Annotated in this window: 16 protein-coding genes; 4 read left to right on the forward strand and 12 right to left on the reverse strand. The window is 51.3% G+C overall.

Going from position 1 to position 15488, the window contains the following annotated elements:
- From G9C99_RS00360 to G9C99_RS00380, 5 genes are all read right to left on the reverse strand, one after another.
- Window positions 1-786, reverse strand: a complete 786-nt coding sequence (locus G9C99_RS00360) for a DNA repair protein (protein WP_166415477.1) — start codon at window positions 784-786, stop codon at window positions 1-3.
- An 80-nt stretch (window positions 787-866) separates the two neighbouring features.
- On the reverse strand, window positions 867-1613 hold the full coding sequence (locus tag G9C99_RS00365; RefSeq protein ID WP_166415478.1) for an ABC transporter ATP-binding protein: 747 nt from the start codon (window positions 1611-1613) through the stop codon (window positions 867-869).
- A complete protein-coding gene (locus G9C99_RS00370; RefSeq protein WP_166415479.1) occupies window positions 1610-2389 on the reverse strand; it encodes an MlaE family ABC transporter permease in 780 nt (259 codons plus the stop codon). The genes G9C99_RS00365 and G9C99_RS00370 overlap by 4 nt, the downstream gene beginning before the upstream one ends.
- A complete protein-coding gene (gene alr / locus G9C99_RS00375; RefSeq protein ID WP_166415480.1) occupies window positions 2389-3438 on the reverse strand; it encodes an alanine racemase in 1050 nt (349 codons plus the stop codon). Before alr ends, G9C99_RS00370 begins: the two co-directional genes overlap by 1 nt.
- Window positions 3439-3564: 126 nt before the next feature.
- Window positions 3565-4515 carry an isopenicillin N synthase family dioxygenase gene (locus tag G9C99_RS00380; RefSeq protein ID WP_166415481.1) on the reverse strand — a complete coding sequence of 317 codons (951 nt, stop codon included), beginning with the start codon at window positions 4513-4515 and terminating at the stop codon, window positions 3565-3567.
- Window positions 4516-4761: 246 nt separating this feature from the next.
- Here G9C99_RS00380 and G9C99_RS00385 point away from each other — a divergent pair, with 246 nt between their 5' ends.
- Window positions 4762-5037: a CBU_0592 family membrane protein gene (locus G9C99_RS00385; RefSeq protein ID WP_166415482.1), complete on the forward strand. Its 276-nt coding sequence runs from the start codon at window positions 4762-4764 to the stop codon at window positions 5035-5037.
- 51 nt (window positions 5038-5088) lie between these two features.
- On the opposite strand, the gene G9C99_RS00390 is transcribed toward G9C99_RS00385, so the two are convergent.
- The 6 genes from G9C99_RS00390 to cysG form a co-directional block, all read right to left on the reverse strand.
- Window positions 5089-5949: a ferredoxin--NADP reductase gene (locus G9C99_RS00390; RefSeq protein ID WP_166415483.1), complete on the reverse strand. Its 861-nt coding sequence runs from the start codon at window positions 5947-5949 to the stop codon at window positions 5089-5091.
- Between the two features lie 73 nt (window positions 5950-6022).
- On the reverse strand, window positions 6023-6439 hold the full coding sequence (locus G9C99_RS00395) for a DUF934 domain-containing protein (protein WP_166415484.1): 417 nt from the start codon (window positions 6437-6439) through the stop codon (window positions 6023-6025).
- Between the two features lie 5 nt (window positions 6440-6444).
- Window positions 6445-7212 carry a phosphoadenylyl-sulfate reductase gene (locus G9C99_RS00400; RefSeq protein WP_231703934.1) on the reverse strand — a complete coding sequence of 256 codons (768 nt, stop codon included), beginning with the start codon at window positions 7210-7212 and terminating at the stop codon, window positions 6445-6447.
- Window positions 7187-8857 (reverse strand): nitrite/sulfite reductase, encoded by a 1671-nt coding sequence (locus G9C99_RS00405; RefSeq protein ID WP_166415485.1) that lies wholly within the window; start codon window positions 8855-8857, stop codon window positions 7187-7189. The genes G9C99_RS00400 and G9C99_RS00405 overlap by 26 nt, the downstream gene beginning before the upstream one ends.
- The gene (locus G9C99_RS00410) at window positions 8850-9158 is read right to left on the reverse strand and encodes a DUF2849 domain-containing protein (protein ID WP_166415486.1); all 309 of its coding nucleotides are present in this window, start codon (window positions 9156-9158) and stop codon (window positions 8850-8852) included. The genes G9C99_RS00405 and G9C99_RS00410 overlap by 8 nt, the downstream gene beginning before the upstream one ends.
- The gene (gene cysG, locus G9C99_RS00415; RefSeq protein ID WP_166415487.1) at window positions 9155-10567 is read right to left on the reverse strand and encodes a siroheme synthase CysG; all 1413 of its coding nucleotides are present in this window, start codon (window positions 10565-10567) and stop codon (window positions 9155-9157) included. Before cysG ends, G9C99_RS00410 begins: the two co-directional genes overlap by 4 nt.
- A gap of 142 nt (window positions 10568-10709) precedes the next feature.
- On the opposite strand from cysG, the gene G9C99_RS00420 reads away from it, so the two are divergent.
- Complete coding sequence (locus tag G9C99_RS00420) at window positions 10710-11171, forward strand: Lrp/AsnC family transcriptional regulator (protein ID WP_166415488.1); 462 nt, start codon at window positions 10710-10712, stop codon at window positions 11169-11171.
- On the opposite strand, the gene G9C99_RS00425 is transcribed toward G9C99_RS00420, so the two are convergent.
- Entirely contained in the window at window positions 11168-12352 is a 1185-nt protein-coding gene (locus G9C99_RS00425) for a cytochrome P450 (protein WP_166416264.1), read from the reverse strand. The genes G9C99_RS00420 and G9C99_RS00425 overlap by 4 nt on opposite strands.
- Before the next feature lie 79 nt (window positions 12353-12431).
- Between G9C99_RS00425 and G9C99_RS00430 the strand changes: the two genes are divergently transcribed.
- Window positions 12432-14183: a sensor histidine kinase gene (locus tag G9C99_RS00430; protein ID WP_231703935.1), complete on the forward strand. Its 1752-nt coding sequence runs from the start codon at window positions 12432-12434 to the stop codon at window positions 14181-14183.
- Window positions 14180-15403 carry a sigma-54-dependent transcriptional regulator gene (locus G9C99_RS00435; protein ID WP_166415489.1) on the forward strand — a complete coding sequence of 408 codons (1224 nt, stop codon included), beginning with the start codon at window positions 14180-14182 and terminating at the stop codon, window positions 15401-15403. The genes G9C99_RS00430 and G9C99_RS00435 overlap by 4 nt, the downstream gene beginning before the upstream one ends.
- The last annotated feature ends 85 nt before the right edge of the window (window positions 15404-15488 follow it).

The following is a 15488-nucleotide window of genomic DNA, read 5'->3' on the forward strand; positions in this document are numbered from 1 at the left end:
TTAGGTTTTCACCTCTTTGCTATTCTTCTTGGAATTTGGCATCGAAACTACATTGCGTTCTTTTACCTCAAAGCTAAGGTCAAATCCAAGCTGAGGTAGTAGTTCAAGTAGGTCTTCTTCGAGTTGATCCAACTGACGTTCGGCAATGGTTTCATCGGTTTCGACTTGCAACAACCACCGGCGCATGTCCCCAATTGTTTGCTTTGCCATTTTGATGCTGGCCTCTATTTTTTCGACTTCTTGCTGACGCTGAGTTAAAAAAAGCCGCGCGCGTTCAACTTTTTCAGTGGCATATATTTCCGCGAGCTCTTTGGATTGGTGGCTCATTTGTGCTGCGAGCTCCAAAACCTCTGGTTCTAATTTTGCTAAATCAGGATGGGTGCGTTGAAAATTGATCCGATCACGGATTTCATCAAATTCCCCGCCAATTCGAAATACTCCATCGCGATCAGCTTGGTGGCTGATTTGATAGGCCCTTGCGACATCTTCAGTGCGCAGTTGGAAATCATGATGAGCGCGTTCCAGTTTTAGAATACGCAGATTTGCAGGCAAATAAAAACATAAGGAAATGAACAGCAGTGTGACGAGAACCTGAACCAAAACGCCGGCCATTTCATAGGTCGTATTGCCAAATGTCATAGGCAATGTCAGCCATGGTAAAACTGAAAAGGCGCTAAGGATCGAAAGTATAACAAGCACTGTCGCTGCTGCGATGATCAACATCATAGAAAAAAGATGCGCGAGTTTTTGAGCGCCCAAAAAGAGGCGCATTGTTTGTGAAATCATTTTCTTCCCCCCCGGGACGTGGAACACCCACAGGGGATTAGAATAGCACAAATTGAAGAAAATTCAAAACTCAGCCGCAGTTAGCGCACGGATTCAATAGGTCCATCGGCGCGGCCGTGAATAAATTGATCAAGATATGGATCGCCGCTGGCATCCATATCGCCCACGGGCCCGGTCCATTGAATCACACCGTCATGCAGCATCGCAACCTGGTCAGCGATGGCGCGGACGGACGACATATCATGGGTGATTGTCATGGCGGTTGCGCCCATCTCGACAACGATTTCTCGGATCAATTCATTGATGACGCCGGACATGATCGGATCAAGCCCGGTTGTGGGTTCATCAAAAAAGATGATTTCAGGTTCCGCCGCAATTGCCCGGGCGAGGCCCACACGTTTTTGCATACCTCCCGAAAGTTCACTGGGGAAAAGATCGGCAACCTCCGGTTTCAGCCCAACGCGACGCAGTTTTTCAATCGCGATTTCGCGGGCTTCGGATTTAGGGCGCTTTAATGATCCGCGTAACAGGCGAAATGCTACATTCTCCCAAATTGAAAGACTGTCAAAAAGCGCACCACCCTGAAACAACATTCCGAACCGAGCGAGAAAAGCGTCACGCTCAGCGCGTTGGGCATCCTGGCCGTCAACGGTAATCAGGCCTTTGTCCGGGGTTACAAGGCCCAGCACGCTTTTTAAACATACGGACTTTCCGGTACCAGATCCGCCGATGATCACCATGCTTTCGCCTTTGGGGATCGTCAGGTTAACCCCTTGCAGGACTTTATTCGGGCCAAAGGCTTTGTGGACGTCAAACAGTTCAATCATGCGGAAAAGAACACCTCTGTCAGAACATAGTTTGCGGCCAATATCATAACGGCTGCGGCAACCACAGATAGTTTTGTGGCGCGGCCAACACCCTGCGCACCACGCCCTGAGTTCATACCATAGTAACAGCCCATCAATGCGGCGATAAAGCCAAAGACAGCGCCTTTGGTTAGGCTGGAAATAATGTCAGTTGCTTGGATAAAATCTGCTGTGTTTTGCAAATAGGCAGCCGTGTTAAAACCTAGCCGAGATGTCCCAACCAAAAAACCGCCGTAAATGCCAATGATGTCACCGATCCCGACCAGCAACGGCACAACAAGCGTCGCCGCCATAACCCGAGGGGCCGTAAGGTATTTCATCGGGTGGGTTGAAAGGGTAACAAGCGCGTCGATTTGCTCGGTCACTTTCATGGTCGCGATTTCTGCGGCGATAGATGATGTCACCCGAGCAGCGATCATCAAACCGACCAACACAGGGCCAAGTTCGCGGATCATACCAATGGCGACAATCTGAGGAACAACTGCTTCGGCGTTGAAACGCGCGCCACCTGAATAGATTTGTAATGCGAGGGCACCACCCGTGAAAAAGGCGGTTAAGCCGACAACTGGAAGGCTGAAAAAACCAATGGACAGAAGGGATTGAAAGAACTCCCTAAGGTAAAAGGGAGGGCGTACAAAATGCACAACTGTTTGCACGGCAAAGATCACAACTTGCCCGATCATCGCTAGGATATGAAGTACGGAACGACCAACAGCCGCGATGGGAGAGAGTAACATTATTGATGTCCCTCAACATAACGTTTGGTGTATCTCGCCCCAAGGGAAGTCAGTATTTCATACCCAATGGTTTCAGCGATTTCAGCCAATTGATCCGCGTTTTGGTGTTCGCATAAAATATCCAAACTACGCGGTGTTTCGTGTAAGTCTGTAACATCCACAGTCAGCAAATCCATTGAGACGCGCCCAGCCAATTTGCAGCTATCGCTTCCGCACCATAACAGCGCGCGATCACTAAGTTTGCGCAGTAAACCATCAGCATACCCGGCTGAAACCGTAGCGATTTTTGACGGCCGATCTGCAGTCCAAGAGTTTGAATAACCGACAGTTTCGCCGACGGCAACTTCGCGGATTTGAACAACGGGCAAAGTCAATGTGACGACATTTTGCGCATCTTGATAAGGAAAACCACCATACAAACCGATGCCAGGGCGTACGAGGTCAAAATGATAATCCGACCCTAACAATGTACCGCCCGTCGCAGCCAAAGAACGCGGTGTTTCAATCCCATCGGTCATTTCTTTAAACCGTGTGAGCTGCAGCGCGTTCATAGCGTGATCAGGTTCATCAGAGCAGGCGAGGTGGCTCATGATTAGCATTGGATTTTGCGACAAGGCGATATGACGTACGGCGGCCCATTCATCTGGGGACATGCCCAAACGGCCCATACCACTGTCGAGTTGCACACCAAAAGCATGACCTGGCAAAGCTTCGATCTGGCGGGTGAGCTGTTCGAGCGAATTAACCATAGGGGTCAATTGTAGATCATGGATCATATCAGTGTCGCCGCGCATATGCCCGCTAAACACACAAACTTCGGGGCCGGGACCTAACGCTTGGCGCACGGCCGCACCTTCTTCGGCCACAGCGACAAAAAACTTACGCGCCCCTGCCTTTGCTAATGCCTTAGCAACGCGTGCAGCGCCTAGGCCGTACGCATCCGCTTTGACCACGGCTGTGGTTTCTACGTGAGAGGCCGTCATTGCATCTAATGCACGCCAATTGGCGACAACCGCGTCGAGATCTATTTTTAAAGTGCCTGTACCCATGACGCGTGTTTTGACAGGGACAATTACCGTGGGCAAGGAAAAAAGAAGTCGGATTTTCCCCATGTCTGCTTTATCGGCGAAAACATGGGGATGTTCCATGATTGTGTATGTTGAAGTGTCGGAGAATTAGGCCGATTTTTTCTTATGTTTGTCGTAACCTGCCTCAAGTTCACCGCGCAGAAATTCACCGAAATTAAGTGGAGGAAACTGCGGCGCACCTGTACCATCCAATGGGGTTACATCGTAACCAACGTTCGGGTCAAAAAAGAACGGGCAGGAATAGCGCTCGCGCCCAGAGGTGTTAATAACCCGATGAGGCGTCGACAAGAGTTGCCCGTTGGTCATCCGGTGCAGCATATCACCAACATTCACGACAAATGATCCATCAATCTTTGGGGCATCTACCCAGTTTCCAGCAGGCGTTTTGACTTGTAATCCGCCAACGTCATCTTGGGCCAGCAGCGTGAGACAGCCGAAATCATTGTGCGGGGCGGACCCGTATAAATCATCAGGTGAAAGTGGCGATGTTGGCGGGTAATGCAAAAGGCGAAGCCAAATGGTTGGATCGTCAAATGCGCGCAGAGGTTCGGTGGGATCAACACCTACAGAACGCAGAGCTAATCCAAATAATTTGCGACCTAACTCTGACATTGCCGCCGCATAGGCGCCCAAGGTTTCTTGAAACTCGGGAAGATCTGGCCATTGGTTTGGGCCCGACAGGTAGATGTCAGGATCAGGCTGCGCATCTTCACGCATCATCATAAAACTGGCAGATTGATTGGGCTTTTTGACTTCGGCGTGGGCAGAGTTCACATCTGTTGATGTATTGATCGGGATGTAGCCGCGGTGATTTTCATTTAATTCAAGCGCCATTTTTTGATCAAGCGGCAATGCATGAAACTGCGCCGAGGCTTGAAAAACGGCGTCAATCAGCGCTTGGTCAATTCCATGATTTATAATGTAGCCAAATCCGGTTTCGCCGTACGCTTTGGCAAATTGAGCTTCCAATTGGGTTGTGTCGTCGCCACGAATAAGCGCGCCCACGTCCAAGACGGGGATTTCAGTAAATTCTGTCATGTGATGTCTCTGAGATATGGTGTTGCAAAAGATAGTGTTTGGACCGAAGCCCAGCTATCCAGCAAACCGCTTACGGCGGTGTCCATAGTGGCGTTCCAGAACCACGCGGTTTTGATCTTCAGATGTCATACCCAATTGCTAGGCAGAGATTGGGTCTTTGGCAAGTTCAAATTTGTGCAAGCCTATTGATTGCACAACGCATGCAGCCTATTCGGAAAGAGGACCGTTGATCTGAAGGGAATTTTTATGGGTGAAATACTAAGTGCTTTGACGTGGACAGATGCCGTTGGGACTGTCGGGACGATGATTGTCGTATCGGCCTATTTTGCCACTCAGATGCGGTATTTAAATTCAGATGACCTACTGTTCCCCGTCGTGAACATGGTCGGATCAATGATGATTGGCTTTTCGCTTTTCTTTAATTTCAATTTTGCGTCTGCTTTGATCGAATTTTTCTGGATTTGCATCAGCTTATTTGGAGTCGTGCAGGGATTAAAACGCCGCAAAGCAAAGATGTCATAAAAAAAGGTGCGCAACTTAAATTGCGCACCCCTAACATTTACTTTGAAACGATTAAACGCCTTCGCCAACGAACGCTTTTTCGATCACGAATTCACCCGGTTCAGAATTGGCGCCTTCGTTCAGGCCTGCTTCTTCGAGGATATCTTTGATATCGTTGTTAAACGCCAAAGAGCCACAAACCATGCCCCGGTCTGTTTCTGGGTTCAGGGCCGGGATGCCGAGATCAGCAAACAATTCCCCTGATTTGATCAAGTCTGTGATGCGGCCCATTTTGGGGCTTTGTTCACGGGTGGTTGTTGGATAGTAGCGGATTTTGTTCAGGTTCTCGACACCGATCAATTCCTGCATCATCTCGTCAGCTTTGAGATCTTCGATCAGTTTGCGACCATATTCCAGTTCACCTACTTCGCGGCATGTGTGCGTGATGATCACTTCGTCGTAGTTTTCATAGGTTTCTGGTTCACGCAGCAGCGATGCAAACGGCGCAAAGCCGGTGCCCGTCGAGAAGAAATAAAGACGTTTGCCCGGAAGCAACGCGTCATGCACCAAAGTTCCAACAGGTTTTGGACGCAAAATAATTTCATCACCAACTTGGATATGTTGCAAGCGTGAAGTCAGCGGGCCATCAGGAACCTTGATCGAATAAAATTCGAGTTCTTCATCCCAAGATGGCGACGCAATTGAATAGGCGCGCAGCAGCGGTTTTTGTTTACCGTTTGGCATCACGTCGCCCATCAGGCCGATCATGACAAATTCACCAGAGCGAAACCGCAAAGATGCAGGGCGTGTCACGCGGAAGGAAAACAGGCGATCCGTCCAATGTTTCACTTCGGTAACGGTTTGGGCGTCCGGTAGGGTTGGGACGGCTTTGACGGCTGTTGCGGTATCGGTCACTGGAACTTGCTCATTCATAGGTCTAACGGGGCCGATGCCCCGTCCTCTGATAGTGTATATAGGTGTGTGTTTCTAACAGGTCTAGGGCGACTTAGGCGCGCAGGCGCGATTGATAGTCGTGGTCCTTCCAATTGGAGCGGAATTGCCATTGGTCTTCGGGTTGGCGTTCGGCCAAAGCCCCATCAATTTCAACTTCGTCAAAGCCAGAACGGCGCGCCATTGCGTATTGGTCAGCGATGACATGTCCTTTGGCGCGCAAGCGACCGGTGAAACCCATCAGGCGCAAACGACGCGCGATGGTAAACCCGCGCCCATCCGCAAAACTTGGGAAATCAACACGGATCATGTCGATGTTTTCCAAGAGATCCTGAAGATCGTCAGGCTCTGCGTCTGATGGTAGATCAACCGCCAGCGCAGGCGGGTGATTTGCAGGTAGTTCGTCTAGGGTAAAGAAGCCATTGGCCCAATCATCAGTTCCAAAACCGGTGTCGGTTACAATCACTGTCATGTCAGTCATCCTTTTTCATGCCCCACAGCGGGGGATTGGCGAACCACTTTGCCATCTTGCATGTGGATGCCGCATTCTGTTTTGTCCGCGCCGCGCCAACGGCCAGAGCGAGGGTCTTCGCCGTCTTTTACTTTGGATGTGCATGGCGCACAGCCGATAGACGGGTAGCCTTGCGCCACTAAAGGGTGGCGGGGCAGGCGGTTGTTATCCATATAGTCGCGCACGTCCTCAGGGGCCCAATGTGCAAGCGGGTTTATTTTGATCCGCGCATCTCCGTCCGCTTCAAAAAAATCAAGCGCGGCGCGTGTGCCGTTTTGAAATCGTTTACGTCCAGTGATCCATGCGTCAAACCCGGATAGGGCATTCTGCAAAGGCTCTGTCTTTCGCAACGAACAACACGCATCCGTATCTGAAAACCGCAAAGCGCCATATGGGTCGCGCTCTGCGATATCTTTTGCCACAATACGCCGAACGTCCGTTAGGCGAAGCCGCTCTGCCAATTCTTCCTGATAGCTGAGCGTCTCAGGAAACAGCAGTTCAGTATCCACAAACAAGATCGGAGTGGTGCGATCCATGACTGAAATCATATGCAAAAGCACAACGCTTTCAGCGCCAAAAGACGACACCAACGCAACCTGACCTGTCATCGGATCCGAAAGCGCGCTTTTTAGCACCTCAGTTGCACTGTGGTGCCGATAGCGCGCATTCAGTGCCTCAACACGTTGCGCAACGGGAGGGAGTGGAAACTCAAGCGGCATTTCTTTTGCGATCATCTGGGTACAGTACCGCTTTGAACGGTTCTGCCCCTAGGCGTTGGTAGGCCTCAATAAAGGTTTCCTCAGCATCATTGCGAAGATCAAGATATCCCAAAACCAGACGTTCAATCGCCGGTACGATTTCATCATAGGCAAAGCCCGGACCCGCACGTTCGCCGATGGCCGCTGTTTCAGTGGCATCGCCACCAAGCGTGATTTGGTAGTTTTCAACGCCAGCGCGATCCAGCCCCAAAATCCCGATGTGACCAACGTGGTGGTGGCCACAGGCATTGATGCAGCCTGAGATTTTGATCTGAAGCTCACCGATATCATGTTCCAGTTTGAGTTCGTCAAACCGGATTGCGATTTGTTGCGCGACAGGAATTGAACGCGCAGTTGCAAGCGCACAGTAATCCATGCCGGGGCAGGCGATGATGTCAGAAATCAAACCAAGGTTCGCAGTGGCCAAGCCAACGGCTTTCAACGCTTCGTGTACCGCGGGTAGGTCAGATTTATGCACATGTGGCAAAATCACGTTTTGCTGGTGGCTGATACGCAATTCATCGTGACCATATTGTTCGGCCAAATCCGCCATAACCCGCATTTGATCAGAGGATGCATCACCCGGTGTTTGGCCATGCGCTTTGATCGACACAGTTACAATCGCGTAGTCATCGTTTTTATGCGCATCTAGGTTTGTGTCCGCCCAAGAGCGGAAAACTGGATCAGCGTCATAGTAGGCTTGGTACGCGTCAGCTGGTGCTGATTTATACGCAGGTGCGGCGAAGTGCTCTTCGATTTCGGCCAACAGTTTTTGATCGTTGCCAGCAAATTCTGCGCGTAGGGTTTTGAAACGTGCCTCTACCAGCTCACGGATTTTGTCGAGGCCGTTTTCATGCACAGTGATTTTGATCCGCGCTTTGTATTTGTTGTCACGACGGCCCAACAGATTGTAAACGCTTACGATTGCTTCGCAATACGGTAGCAAATCAGCCTTTGGCAGGAACGGCGTCAACACTTTACCGACCATTGGTGTTCGGCCCAAGCCACCACCTACGATCACTTCAAAACCCGGCTCACCTGCATCGTTGCGCACCATGCGCAGACCAATGTCGTGCGCTTTGGTTACGGCACGGTCATTTGGTGAGCCGGTAACAGCGATTTTAAATTTGCGCGGCAAGAATTGGAATTCGGGGTGGTCTGTGGACCATTGACGCAGCAACTCAGCAACCGGGCGCGGATCTTCGATTTCGTCGGCAGCAGCGCCAGCGAAATGGTCAGAGGTCACGTTGCGGATGGTGTTGCCCGATGTTTGAATCGCGTGCATTTCCACTTCGGCCAATGCGTCAAGCATATCCGGCACATCTGACAGGATCGGCCAGTTGTACTGGATGTTTTGACGCGTAGTAAAGTGACCGTAGCCTTTATCCCAGCGGTCAGCGATCTCTGCCAGTTTACGCATACGCGCGCCATTTAGTGTTCCGTAAGGGATCGCAACACGCAGCATATAGGCGTGCAATTGGAGATACAGACCGTTCATCAGGCGCAGAGGTTTAAATTCATCCTCGGTCAGGGACCCGTCAACACGGCGTTCAACCTGGCTGCGAAACTGGGCGTTGCGTGATGCAACAAAGGCGCTGTCGAAATCGTTGTACTTATACATTTGCTTGCTCCGCTTGCTTGCCATGGTTGTAGTTTGATGGACCAACCGCGCGGAATTCCTCGCGGAAGTGAATGGGTTGTGGACCGTTTTCAGAGGCGATAGCGTCAGCGAGGTAAACGCCAACAACGATACCGTCTTGCGCTTCGCCAAAGCTAAGGCGAATTGCGGCGCGTTCCTCTGTGGTGATCAACTCGGCTTCGGCATGTGTGCGGGTCCAGCGATCATCGGCGGTCAGGTAAACCACGTCGCCCTCGATTAGGGCGTTTGCGGTTACGACTTTGGGTTTGAATGTACGGCTCATTGGCTGATAGCTTCCTTGGCGGTCTTTTCAATTAGGGACTGTGCGATGGCTGCCGCGCGGCGCGGGGCAAGACCGATCAGTGTAAGGGCAGGGCCGTTCAGGCGCGCGTCGTCTAAAGCAGTGGAGAGAGAGTTGAGCTTTGTAGCGACGACACGCGCCTCTGGGCGTGAGGCATTTTCAATGACCGTGACCGGAGTCTCGGCAGATGCCCCATGCATAAGCAGGCGTCCTTGGATAAAGCGGGCAGATTTTTTGCCCATGTAAATGGCGGCGACTTCACCGGAGCGCGCCAGTTGACGCCAATCATGTTCGGCAAAGCCTTTCATGTCGTGGCCCGTCAAAATCCGAACAGAGGCATTGCGCCCGCGTTGCGTTAGGCTTTGACCGATACCTGCAACCGCGGCAGAGGCAGCAGTGATACCCGGAACGATGCGCCAGCTGATTTCTGCAACGTCCAGTGCGTCTATTTCTTCATCAAGGCGACCAAAAATAACAGGATCACCACCTTTGAGGCGCACAACCTGAGCGCCCTCTTTGGCGTGTTTGACCATTTGGGCGTTGATATCATCTTGGGTGGTTGAGGGGCCGAAACCCTCTTTGCCGACATTGATCAGCAACGCTTCGCGGCGGGCGAGTTCCAGAATTTCTGGCGCGACAAGGCGGTCATAGATGACGACATCAGCCGCATCCAAGGCTTTGCGTGCTTTTAGTGTTAGCAATTCAGGATCACCGGGGCCCGCGCCAACCAAATCAACATGACCAACACGCGCAGTGCGGTTCAGGTGGTCATTCAACAAGTCTTCGAGCGCAGGGCGCACCGCCTCAACCCCATCGTTTTCAACCGCGAGCGGGCCTTTCCTAAAATAGTAATCGGCCCAGAAATCACGGCGTTTACGACCCATAGGCAGCGCATCAGCGGTTTTGCGAAACGCTTTGCCGATTTTAGCTAGGGTTCCCAAGACTGGCGGTAAGCGTTCCTCGAGATCTGCTTTGATCGCACGGGCCAGAACGGGCGCCGCGCCTTCGGTGCCAATGGCAACGGTGACAGGATCACGGTCGACAATCGCCGGTGTGATAAAGGCACTGTCAGCTAGGTTATCAACGATATTGACCAATGCACCGTCAACTGCCGCGAGGCCAGCAACGCGTGCATCTTCGACATCGTCTTCGTTCGCTGCGTAAAACAATGCGGACCCTTTGGCATCCCCAGCGGCGAAGCCGCGGTTGACCCATTCGAGGCGGCCCTCTGCGGCCCAATCGCGGATGACATCATCAGCATGTGCGGCAAAAACTCGGATGCAGGCCTCGGTTTTCATCAAAAGACGCAGCTTTGCGATGGCGGCTTCGCCACCACCTGAGACAACTATCAAGCGCCCCTCAACCGAGAGAAAGATCGGAAAATGTTTCATCGGAGCATTCCCTGTTCCAAGTTTCTGCACTTGATATAGGATATTTTCCCGCATATACGCTACCCCAGTGGGCAGATAAGGAAAATTGTTCTTCTTGATGTTGATCGAAGTGACAATTTCCTGTTTTGAGAAGGAAAGCGGAATGCCAGTTCGTTTAGACGACGTAGATCGGAAAATTCTTAGGGAATTGCAGGCTGATGCAGGCCAATCTCTTGATGAAATCGCCAAAAAAGTAGGGTCTTCAAAGACCCCAGTTTGGAATCGTATCCGTAAATTACGTGAAAATGGTGTTATCGGTCAGGAAACCGTTCTGTTGGACGCCGAGGCATTGGGGCTAGAGGCCTGTTTTTTCGTCCTTATCCGCACGTCTGAACACGAAGCGGAATGGCAGCAAAAATTCTTAAAAACCCTGCATGATCGTCCCGAAGTGATGGAAGCCCACCGGTTGGCCGGGGATATTGATTACATCTTAAAGGTCCGCGTGGCCAATGCGCGAGCCTACGACGTGTTTTATCAAGCGTTGATCGCAGAGGTGCGTATTTATAACGTTACCGCGCTTCTTTCGATGGAAGAGCTGAAATCGACAACTATTCTTCCGATTTAACCTATGCGCACGATTAGGTTCTCCAACCCGTGGAAATGGTAGACATTTGCATAGTGTGGTGGAGCCGTCAGTTGTAGATTGGGGCAGCGATCAAATAGGATCGGCAGCGCGATGTTGAGTTCAAGCCGTGCCAAGGGCGCGCCGACACAGAAATGAACACCAGCGCCAAACGACGTATTTGGTTTGATTTTGCGGGTTGGATCAAATGTTTCGGCGTTGTCCCAGTTTACGCTGTCCCGATTGGCCGAGGCGAGCAAAAGTGCGATTTCATCTCCGGCTTTGAAATCATGACCCAAAAGCGTGATATCCTCATAGGCCCAACGGGTGAACATATGAAGAGGCGGATCATACCTTAAGGTTTCTTCAATAGAAGTTTCGGCAAAATTAGTATCTTGCGCCGAAATGTTGATGTTATTGTCGAACATGGTTTTCATGGCATTCCCAATAGAATGCACCGTGGCTTCATGGCCTGCGTTTAGCAAAAGAATACATGTTGTGATGAGTTCATCTGTCGAAAGCTTCACGCCTTCTTCCTCGGCTGCAATCAGATTGGTGATCAAATCGTCAGCGGGGATTTTACGCTTTTCGTCAATATAGCTGCGCATGAACGCGACAAAATCTTCGGTGGCTTTGACGGCCTTTTCTTCGTCTTCGCGTGTGCGGCGTGCTTGATACATTGTGACCATTGCATTTGACCAGCGTAGCAGATCGTCGGCCTTTTCCTCCGGTACACCTAGAAGGCGGCAGATGATGATCACCGGGAGCTTTTGCGCAAATTCCGTCATGAGATCAAACTCTCCGGCGGGAAATTGATCAATCAGCTGGTGAGACAATGCTGTGATCTCTGGTGCCAACTCTTTGATCCGGCGGGACGTGAATGCGCGCAAAACCAAAGATCGCAATCGTGTGTGGCGCGGTGCCTCAAGTTCCAACATTGAATGCGCTTCGACGTCATAAAACGGTTTCAAGTGATCCGGGATTGGCATGCGTTTATTTTCAGGAATTTCCCGGCCAAATCGACGATCCCGCAACAACGCACTGACCGCGCCGTAGCTTGTCGCGCAGATCATTCTGTAATCTTCCCAAAAAACCAAATCACCCGCCGCACGCAGTTGTTCATAAAACGGGTACGGATTTTGAACAAAAATGGGATCGGTCGGAGATTGATGAAAACGCTGCACGGATTTTTCCTTATGGTCAAAGAAACAGTCATCGCGAAACCTACTGGTCTTTGCAAGCCCCTCTAAGGTAGGAATATTCATGGTTGGGAAAAATCCATATTTTGAAATGCAGCGCTTGTGGTGGGCCGTTGGGTTTATCGTGTTTACCTTTGTTATTGCGGCAGGGGTTTGGTGGTTTGCCTATTCATCAGCACTTCAACAGGTGGCCCAACAGGGGCGGGCGGATTTATCGTCTGCGTCAGACAGGATCGTTGGGCAGTTGCAGCGGTATCGACAGGCAGCGGTTTTGACGTCTGATCACCCTGCTCTGATGGCGCTTGCCGCAGGGGGGGGTGCAGACGTTCAGAGTTTGCTCCTTAAAATAAAAGATCAAAGTGGCGCGCTTGATGTGTCTTTCGTTACCGAGGATGGGATCGTTGGAGCGTCTTCTAATCCTGACTTTTTGGGACAAGACCTTTCGCAAAGCCGTCCCTTTGTTCGGGCAATGCGTGGCGCATTGGGCGTAGATCATGCGCGAATAAACGCGGAAATGCAGCGGGCGTTTAGTTTCGCCGCCCCTGTTTTTTCCGCTGAAGGCCCACCCAAAGGGGCCGTTTTAGTGCGCGTTGACATGGAACGTGTCGAGGAATCTGATTGGCGCGGGGCACCAGAAATCATCTATTTTGTGGATGACGCTGGAATGATCTTTATTTCCAACCGCTCAGAATTGTTGTTTCGTGAAGGAAATGAAGGGGCCATTGCCCACGAAAGCAGCCGCATTGCAGGGCAGACCATCTGGCATTTGGAGGAAGGGCGCTATCTGCCGCGACGCGCCATTCACGTGGAGCGCCCATTGCCGGTGATCGGGATGACGGGTGAGGTCTTGATCAGTATTGCGCCTGCTGAACGGATTGCAGGGTTGCAGGCCGCTGTCGCCGTGGCGACGTGCCTTGCGTTTGGGGCGCTATTATTTTTGGCGACAGAACGGCGTAGAACATTGGCGCTGGCCAACTTGGTGCTGGAACAACGGGTTTCTGAACGTACGCAGGCCTTGGTGCAAGCCAACACCGACTTAAAACACGAAGTGACAGAACGGCAAGATGCCGAGGCGCAGTTGCGATTGGCCCAAGAAGAACTGGTGCAGTCTGCAAAGCTATCTGCGCTGGGGAAAATGTCTGCGGGGATCAGTCACGAATTGAACCAGCCTTTGATGGCGATACAGTCGTTTGCGGAAAATGCTGAGGCCTTCATTGAACGCGACAAACCCGCCGTTGCCGCACAGAATTTGAACCGCATTTCTGATCTTGCACGCCGGATGGGGCGGATCATTAAAAACCTGCGCGCCTTTGCCAAACAAGAAAGCGAACCGATAACAGACGTAAACATCTGTAAGGTGGTGGATGTTGTGTTGGAACTGTCCGAAGCGCGTTTGAAACAAGAACAAGTGAGCTTGGCCTGGAGAGCCCCGGAGACCGACATTTATGTGCGGGGTGGGGATGTTAGGTTACAGCAAGTGTTGATGAACCTTGTCTCTAATGCGGTGGATGCAATGGCGGGCCAAACTGATAAACAGATCGAAGTTACAATGGCACATTCATCTGAAAAACTACAGCTTATGGTGCGCGATACCGGCCCGGGGATCAAAGATGTCGAAAAGATATTTGATCCATTTTATTCGACCAAAGCCGTCAGCCAAACAGAAGGTGCCGGTCCCGAGGGTATGGGCCTAGGGCTGTCAATTTCATACGGTTTGGTGCAAAGCTTTGGTGGTGGGATCAGTGGTAAAAACCATGCCGAAGGCGGTGCTGTTTTTACAATTGATTTGACGCTCTCGGGAGGACACAGGGTATGACGCGGCGTGTTTTGCTTGTTGATGATGATAGAAATGTGCGGGATGCGATTGGACAGACCTTAGAGCTTGCTGACTATACACCAATCCTAACTGGTAGCGTGATCGAGGCCAAAGATCACATATCGGCGGAATTTGATGGGATCATCGTTTCTGACATACGTATGCCAGGAAAGGATGGTTTCGATTTACTATCTTATGTGCAGGGGCTGGATAGTGAATTACCCGTAATCCTATTGACCGGTGAGGCTGACGTGCCGATGGCGGTAAAGGGGATTTCATCCGGTGCGTTTGCATTTTTGGAAAAACCGTGCAGTCCAAAAGATTTATTGGCTGTTATTGAGAAGGCAATTCGCACGCGTGCTTTGGTGTTGGAAAACCGCCGCCTAAAGCGGCAGTTGCAAAATGGCGACGCTGCCGCGCGGATGCTTTTTGGGGAGTCGCGATTGGCCGAGGATCTGCGCGCGCGTGTGCGCCATGTATCTGGATCATCCGCCGAGGTCTTAGTGCATGGTGAACCGGGCACCGGCACGTCCAAAGTTGCCGAAGTCATTCATCTACTATCTGCGGCATCAATGCGATCTTTTCAAAAGGTCGCAGCGGCATCCCTTGGCGCTGAGGCGCTGAATGTCGCCTTTGAAAAGGCCGAGGGGGGGTCGCTTTTTATTGATGAGATCACGGCGCTTTCGCCCGCAACGCAATTTGCATTGCTTGAGCGTTTGGATAACGAAAAATCCGTTCGGCTGCTGGCGGGCACCTATCGGGACCTAAAATCGGAGGCCCATGCAGGCCGTTTTAATGTCGACCTCTATTATAAATTGGATGTGATGAGCGTACGCATTCCAGCCTTGCGTGAACGTCCCGAAGATATTCCCATCTTGTTTCGTCATTACGTGAGTATTGCTTGCGAACAGGCCGCATTGGCGCAACCCGATATTACGCCAGATGTGATTTCTAGATTGATGGCACAGGATTGGCCAGGAAACGCGCGGGGACTGATGAACGCGGCGATGCGGTTTTCGATGGGTTTATCTGAAGGTGAAGAAGTCGAAAGCATGGGATTGGCCGAACAACTGGCACAGGTCGAGCGTTCGCTATTGATCGAAGCACTGCGTAAGCAACAGGGCAACGCAACCGAAGCAGCCCGTACGCTAAAGCTGCCGCGTAAAACCTTTTACGACAAGCTGGCACGCCACGGGATTCGAGCAGAAGTCTTTCGGTAGTGTGCGGTTTTTCGCACAAACCATAACACCTACCGTGTGAAATTCCGCACGCAGAAAATGTTGGTCAGTTCTATTTAGGTGAAGT

The sequence above is a fragment of the Cochlodiniinecator piscidefendens genome (assembly GCF_011326755.1).
Classification (GTDB): Bacteria; Pseudomonadota; Alphaproteobacteria; order Rhodobacterales; family Rhodobacteraceae; genus Cochlodiniinecator; species Cochlodiniinecator piscidefendens.

What these genes read in the sequence shown, in the direction of transcription:
- G9C99_RS00360 (WP_166415477.1), bottom strand. Translation starts at nt 786, where the DNA reads ATGATTTCACAAACAATGCGCCTCTTTTTGGGCGCTCAAAAACTCGCG.
- G9C99_RS00365 (WP_166415478.1), bottom strand. Translation starts at nt 1,613, where the DNA reads ATGATTGAACTGTTTGACGTCCACAAAGCCTTTGGCCCGAATAAAGTC.
- G9C99_RS00370 (WP_166415479.1), bottom strand. Translation starts at nt 2,389, where the DNA reads ATGTTACTCTCTCCCATCGCGGCTGTTGGTCGTTCCGTACTTCATATC.
- alr (WP_166415480.1), bottom strand. Translation starts at nt 3,438, where the DNA reads ATGGGTACAGGCACTTTAAAAATAGATCTCGACGCGGTTGTCGCCAAT.
- G9C99_RS00380 (WP_166415481.1), bottom strand. Translation starts at nt 4,515, where the DNA reads ATGACAGAATTTACTGAAATCCCCGTCTTGGACGTGGGCGCGCTTATT.
- G9C99_RS00385 (WP_166415482.1), top strand. Translation starts at nt 4,762, where the DNA reads ATGGGTGAAATACTAAGTGCTTTGACGTGGACAGATGCCGTTGGGACT.
- G9C99_RS00390 (WP_166415483.1), bottom strand. Translation starts at nt 5,949, where the DNA reads ATGAATGAGCAAGTTCCAGTGACCGATACCGCAACAGCCGTCAAAGCC.
- G9C99_RS00395 (WP_166415484.1), bottom strand. Translation starts at nt 6,439, where the DNA reads ATGACAGTGATTGTAACCGACACCGGTTTTGGAACTGATGATTGGGCC.
- G9C99_RS00400 (WP_231703934.1), bottom strand. Translation starts at nt 7,212, where the DNA reads ATGATCGCAAAAGAAATGCCGCTTGAGTTTCCACTCCCTCCCGTTGCG.
- G9C99_RS00405 (WP_166415485.1), bottom strand. Translation starts at nt 8,857, where the DNA reads ATGTATAAGTACAACGATTTCGACAGCGCCTTTGTTGCATCACGCAAC.
- G9C99_RS00410 (WP_166415486.1), bottom strand. Translation starts at nt 9,158, where the DNA reads ATGAGCCGTACATTCAAACCCAAAGTCGTAACCGCAAACGCCCTAATC.
- cysG (WP_166415487.1), bottom strand. Translation starts at nt 10,567, where the DNA reads ATGAAACATTTTCCGATCTTTCTCTCGGTTGAGGGGCGCTTGATAGTT.
- G9C99_RS00420 (WP_166415488.1), top strand. Translation starts at nt 10,710, where the DNA reads ATGCCAGTTCGTTTAGACGACGTAGATCGGAAAATTCTTAGGGAATTG.
- G9C99_RS00430 (WP_231703935.1), top strand. Translation starts at nt 12,432, where the DNA reads ATGGTTGGGAAAAATCCATATTTTGAAATGCAGCGCTTGTGGTGGGCC.
- G9C99_RS00435 (WP_166415489.1), top strand. Translation starts at nt 14,180, where the DNA reads ATGACGCGGCGTGTTTTGCTTGTTGATGATGATAGAAATGTGCGGGAT.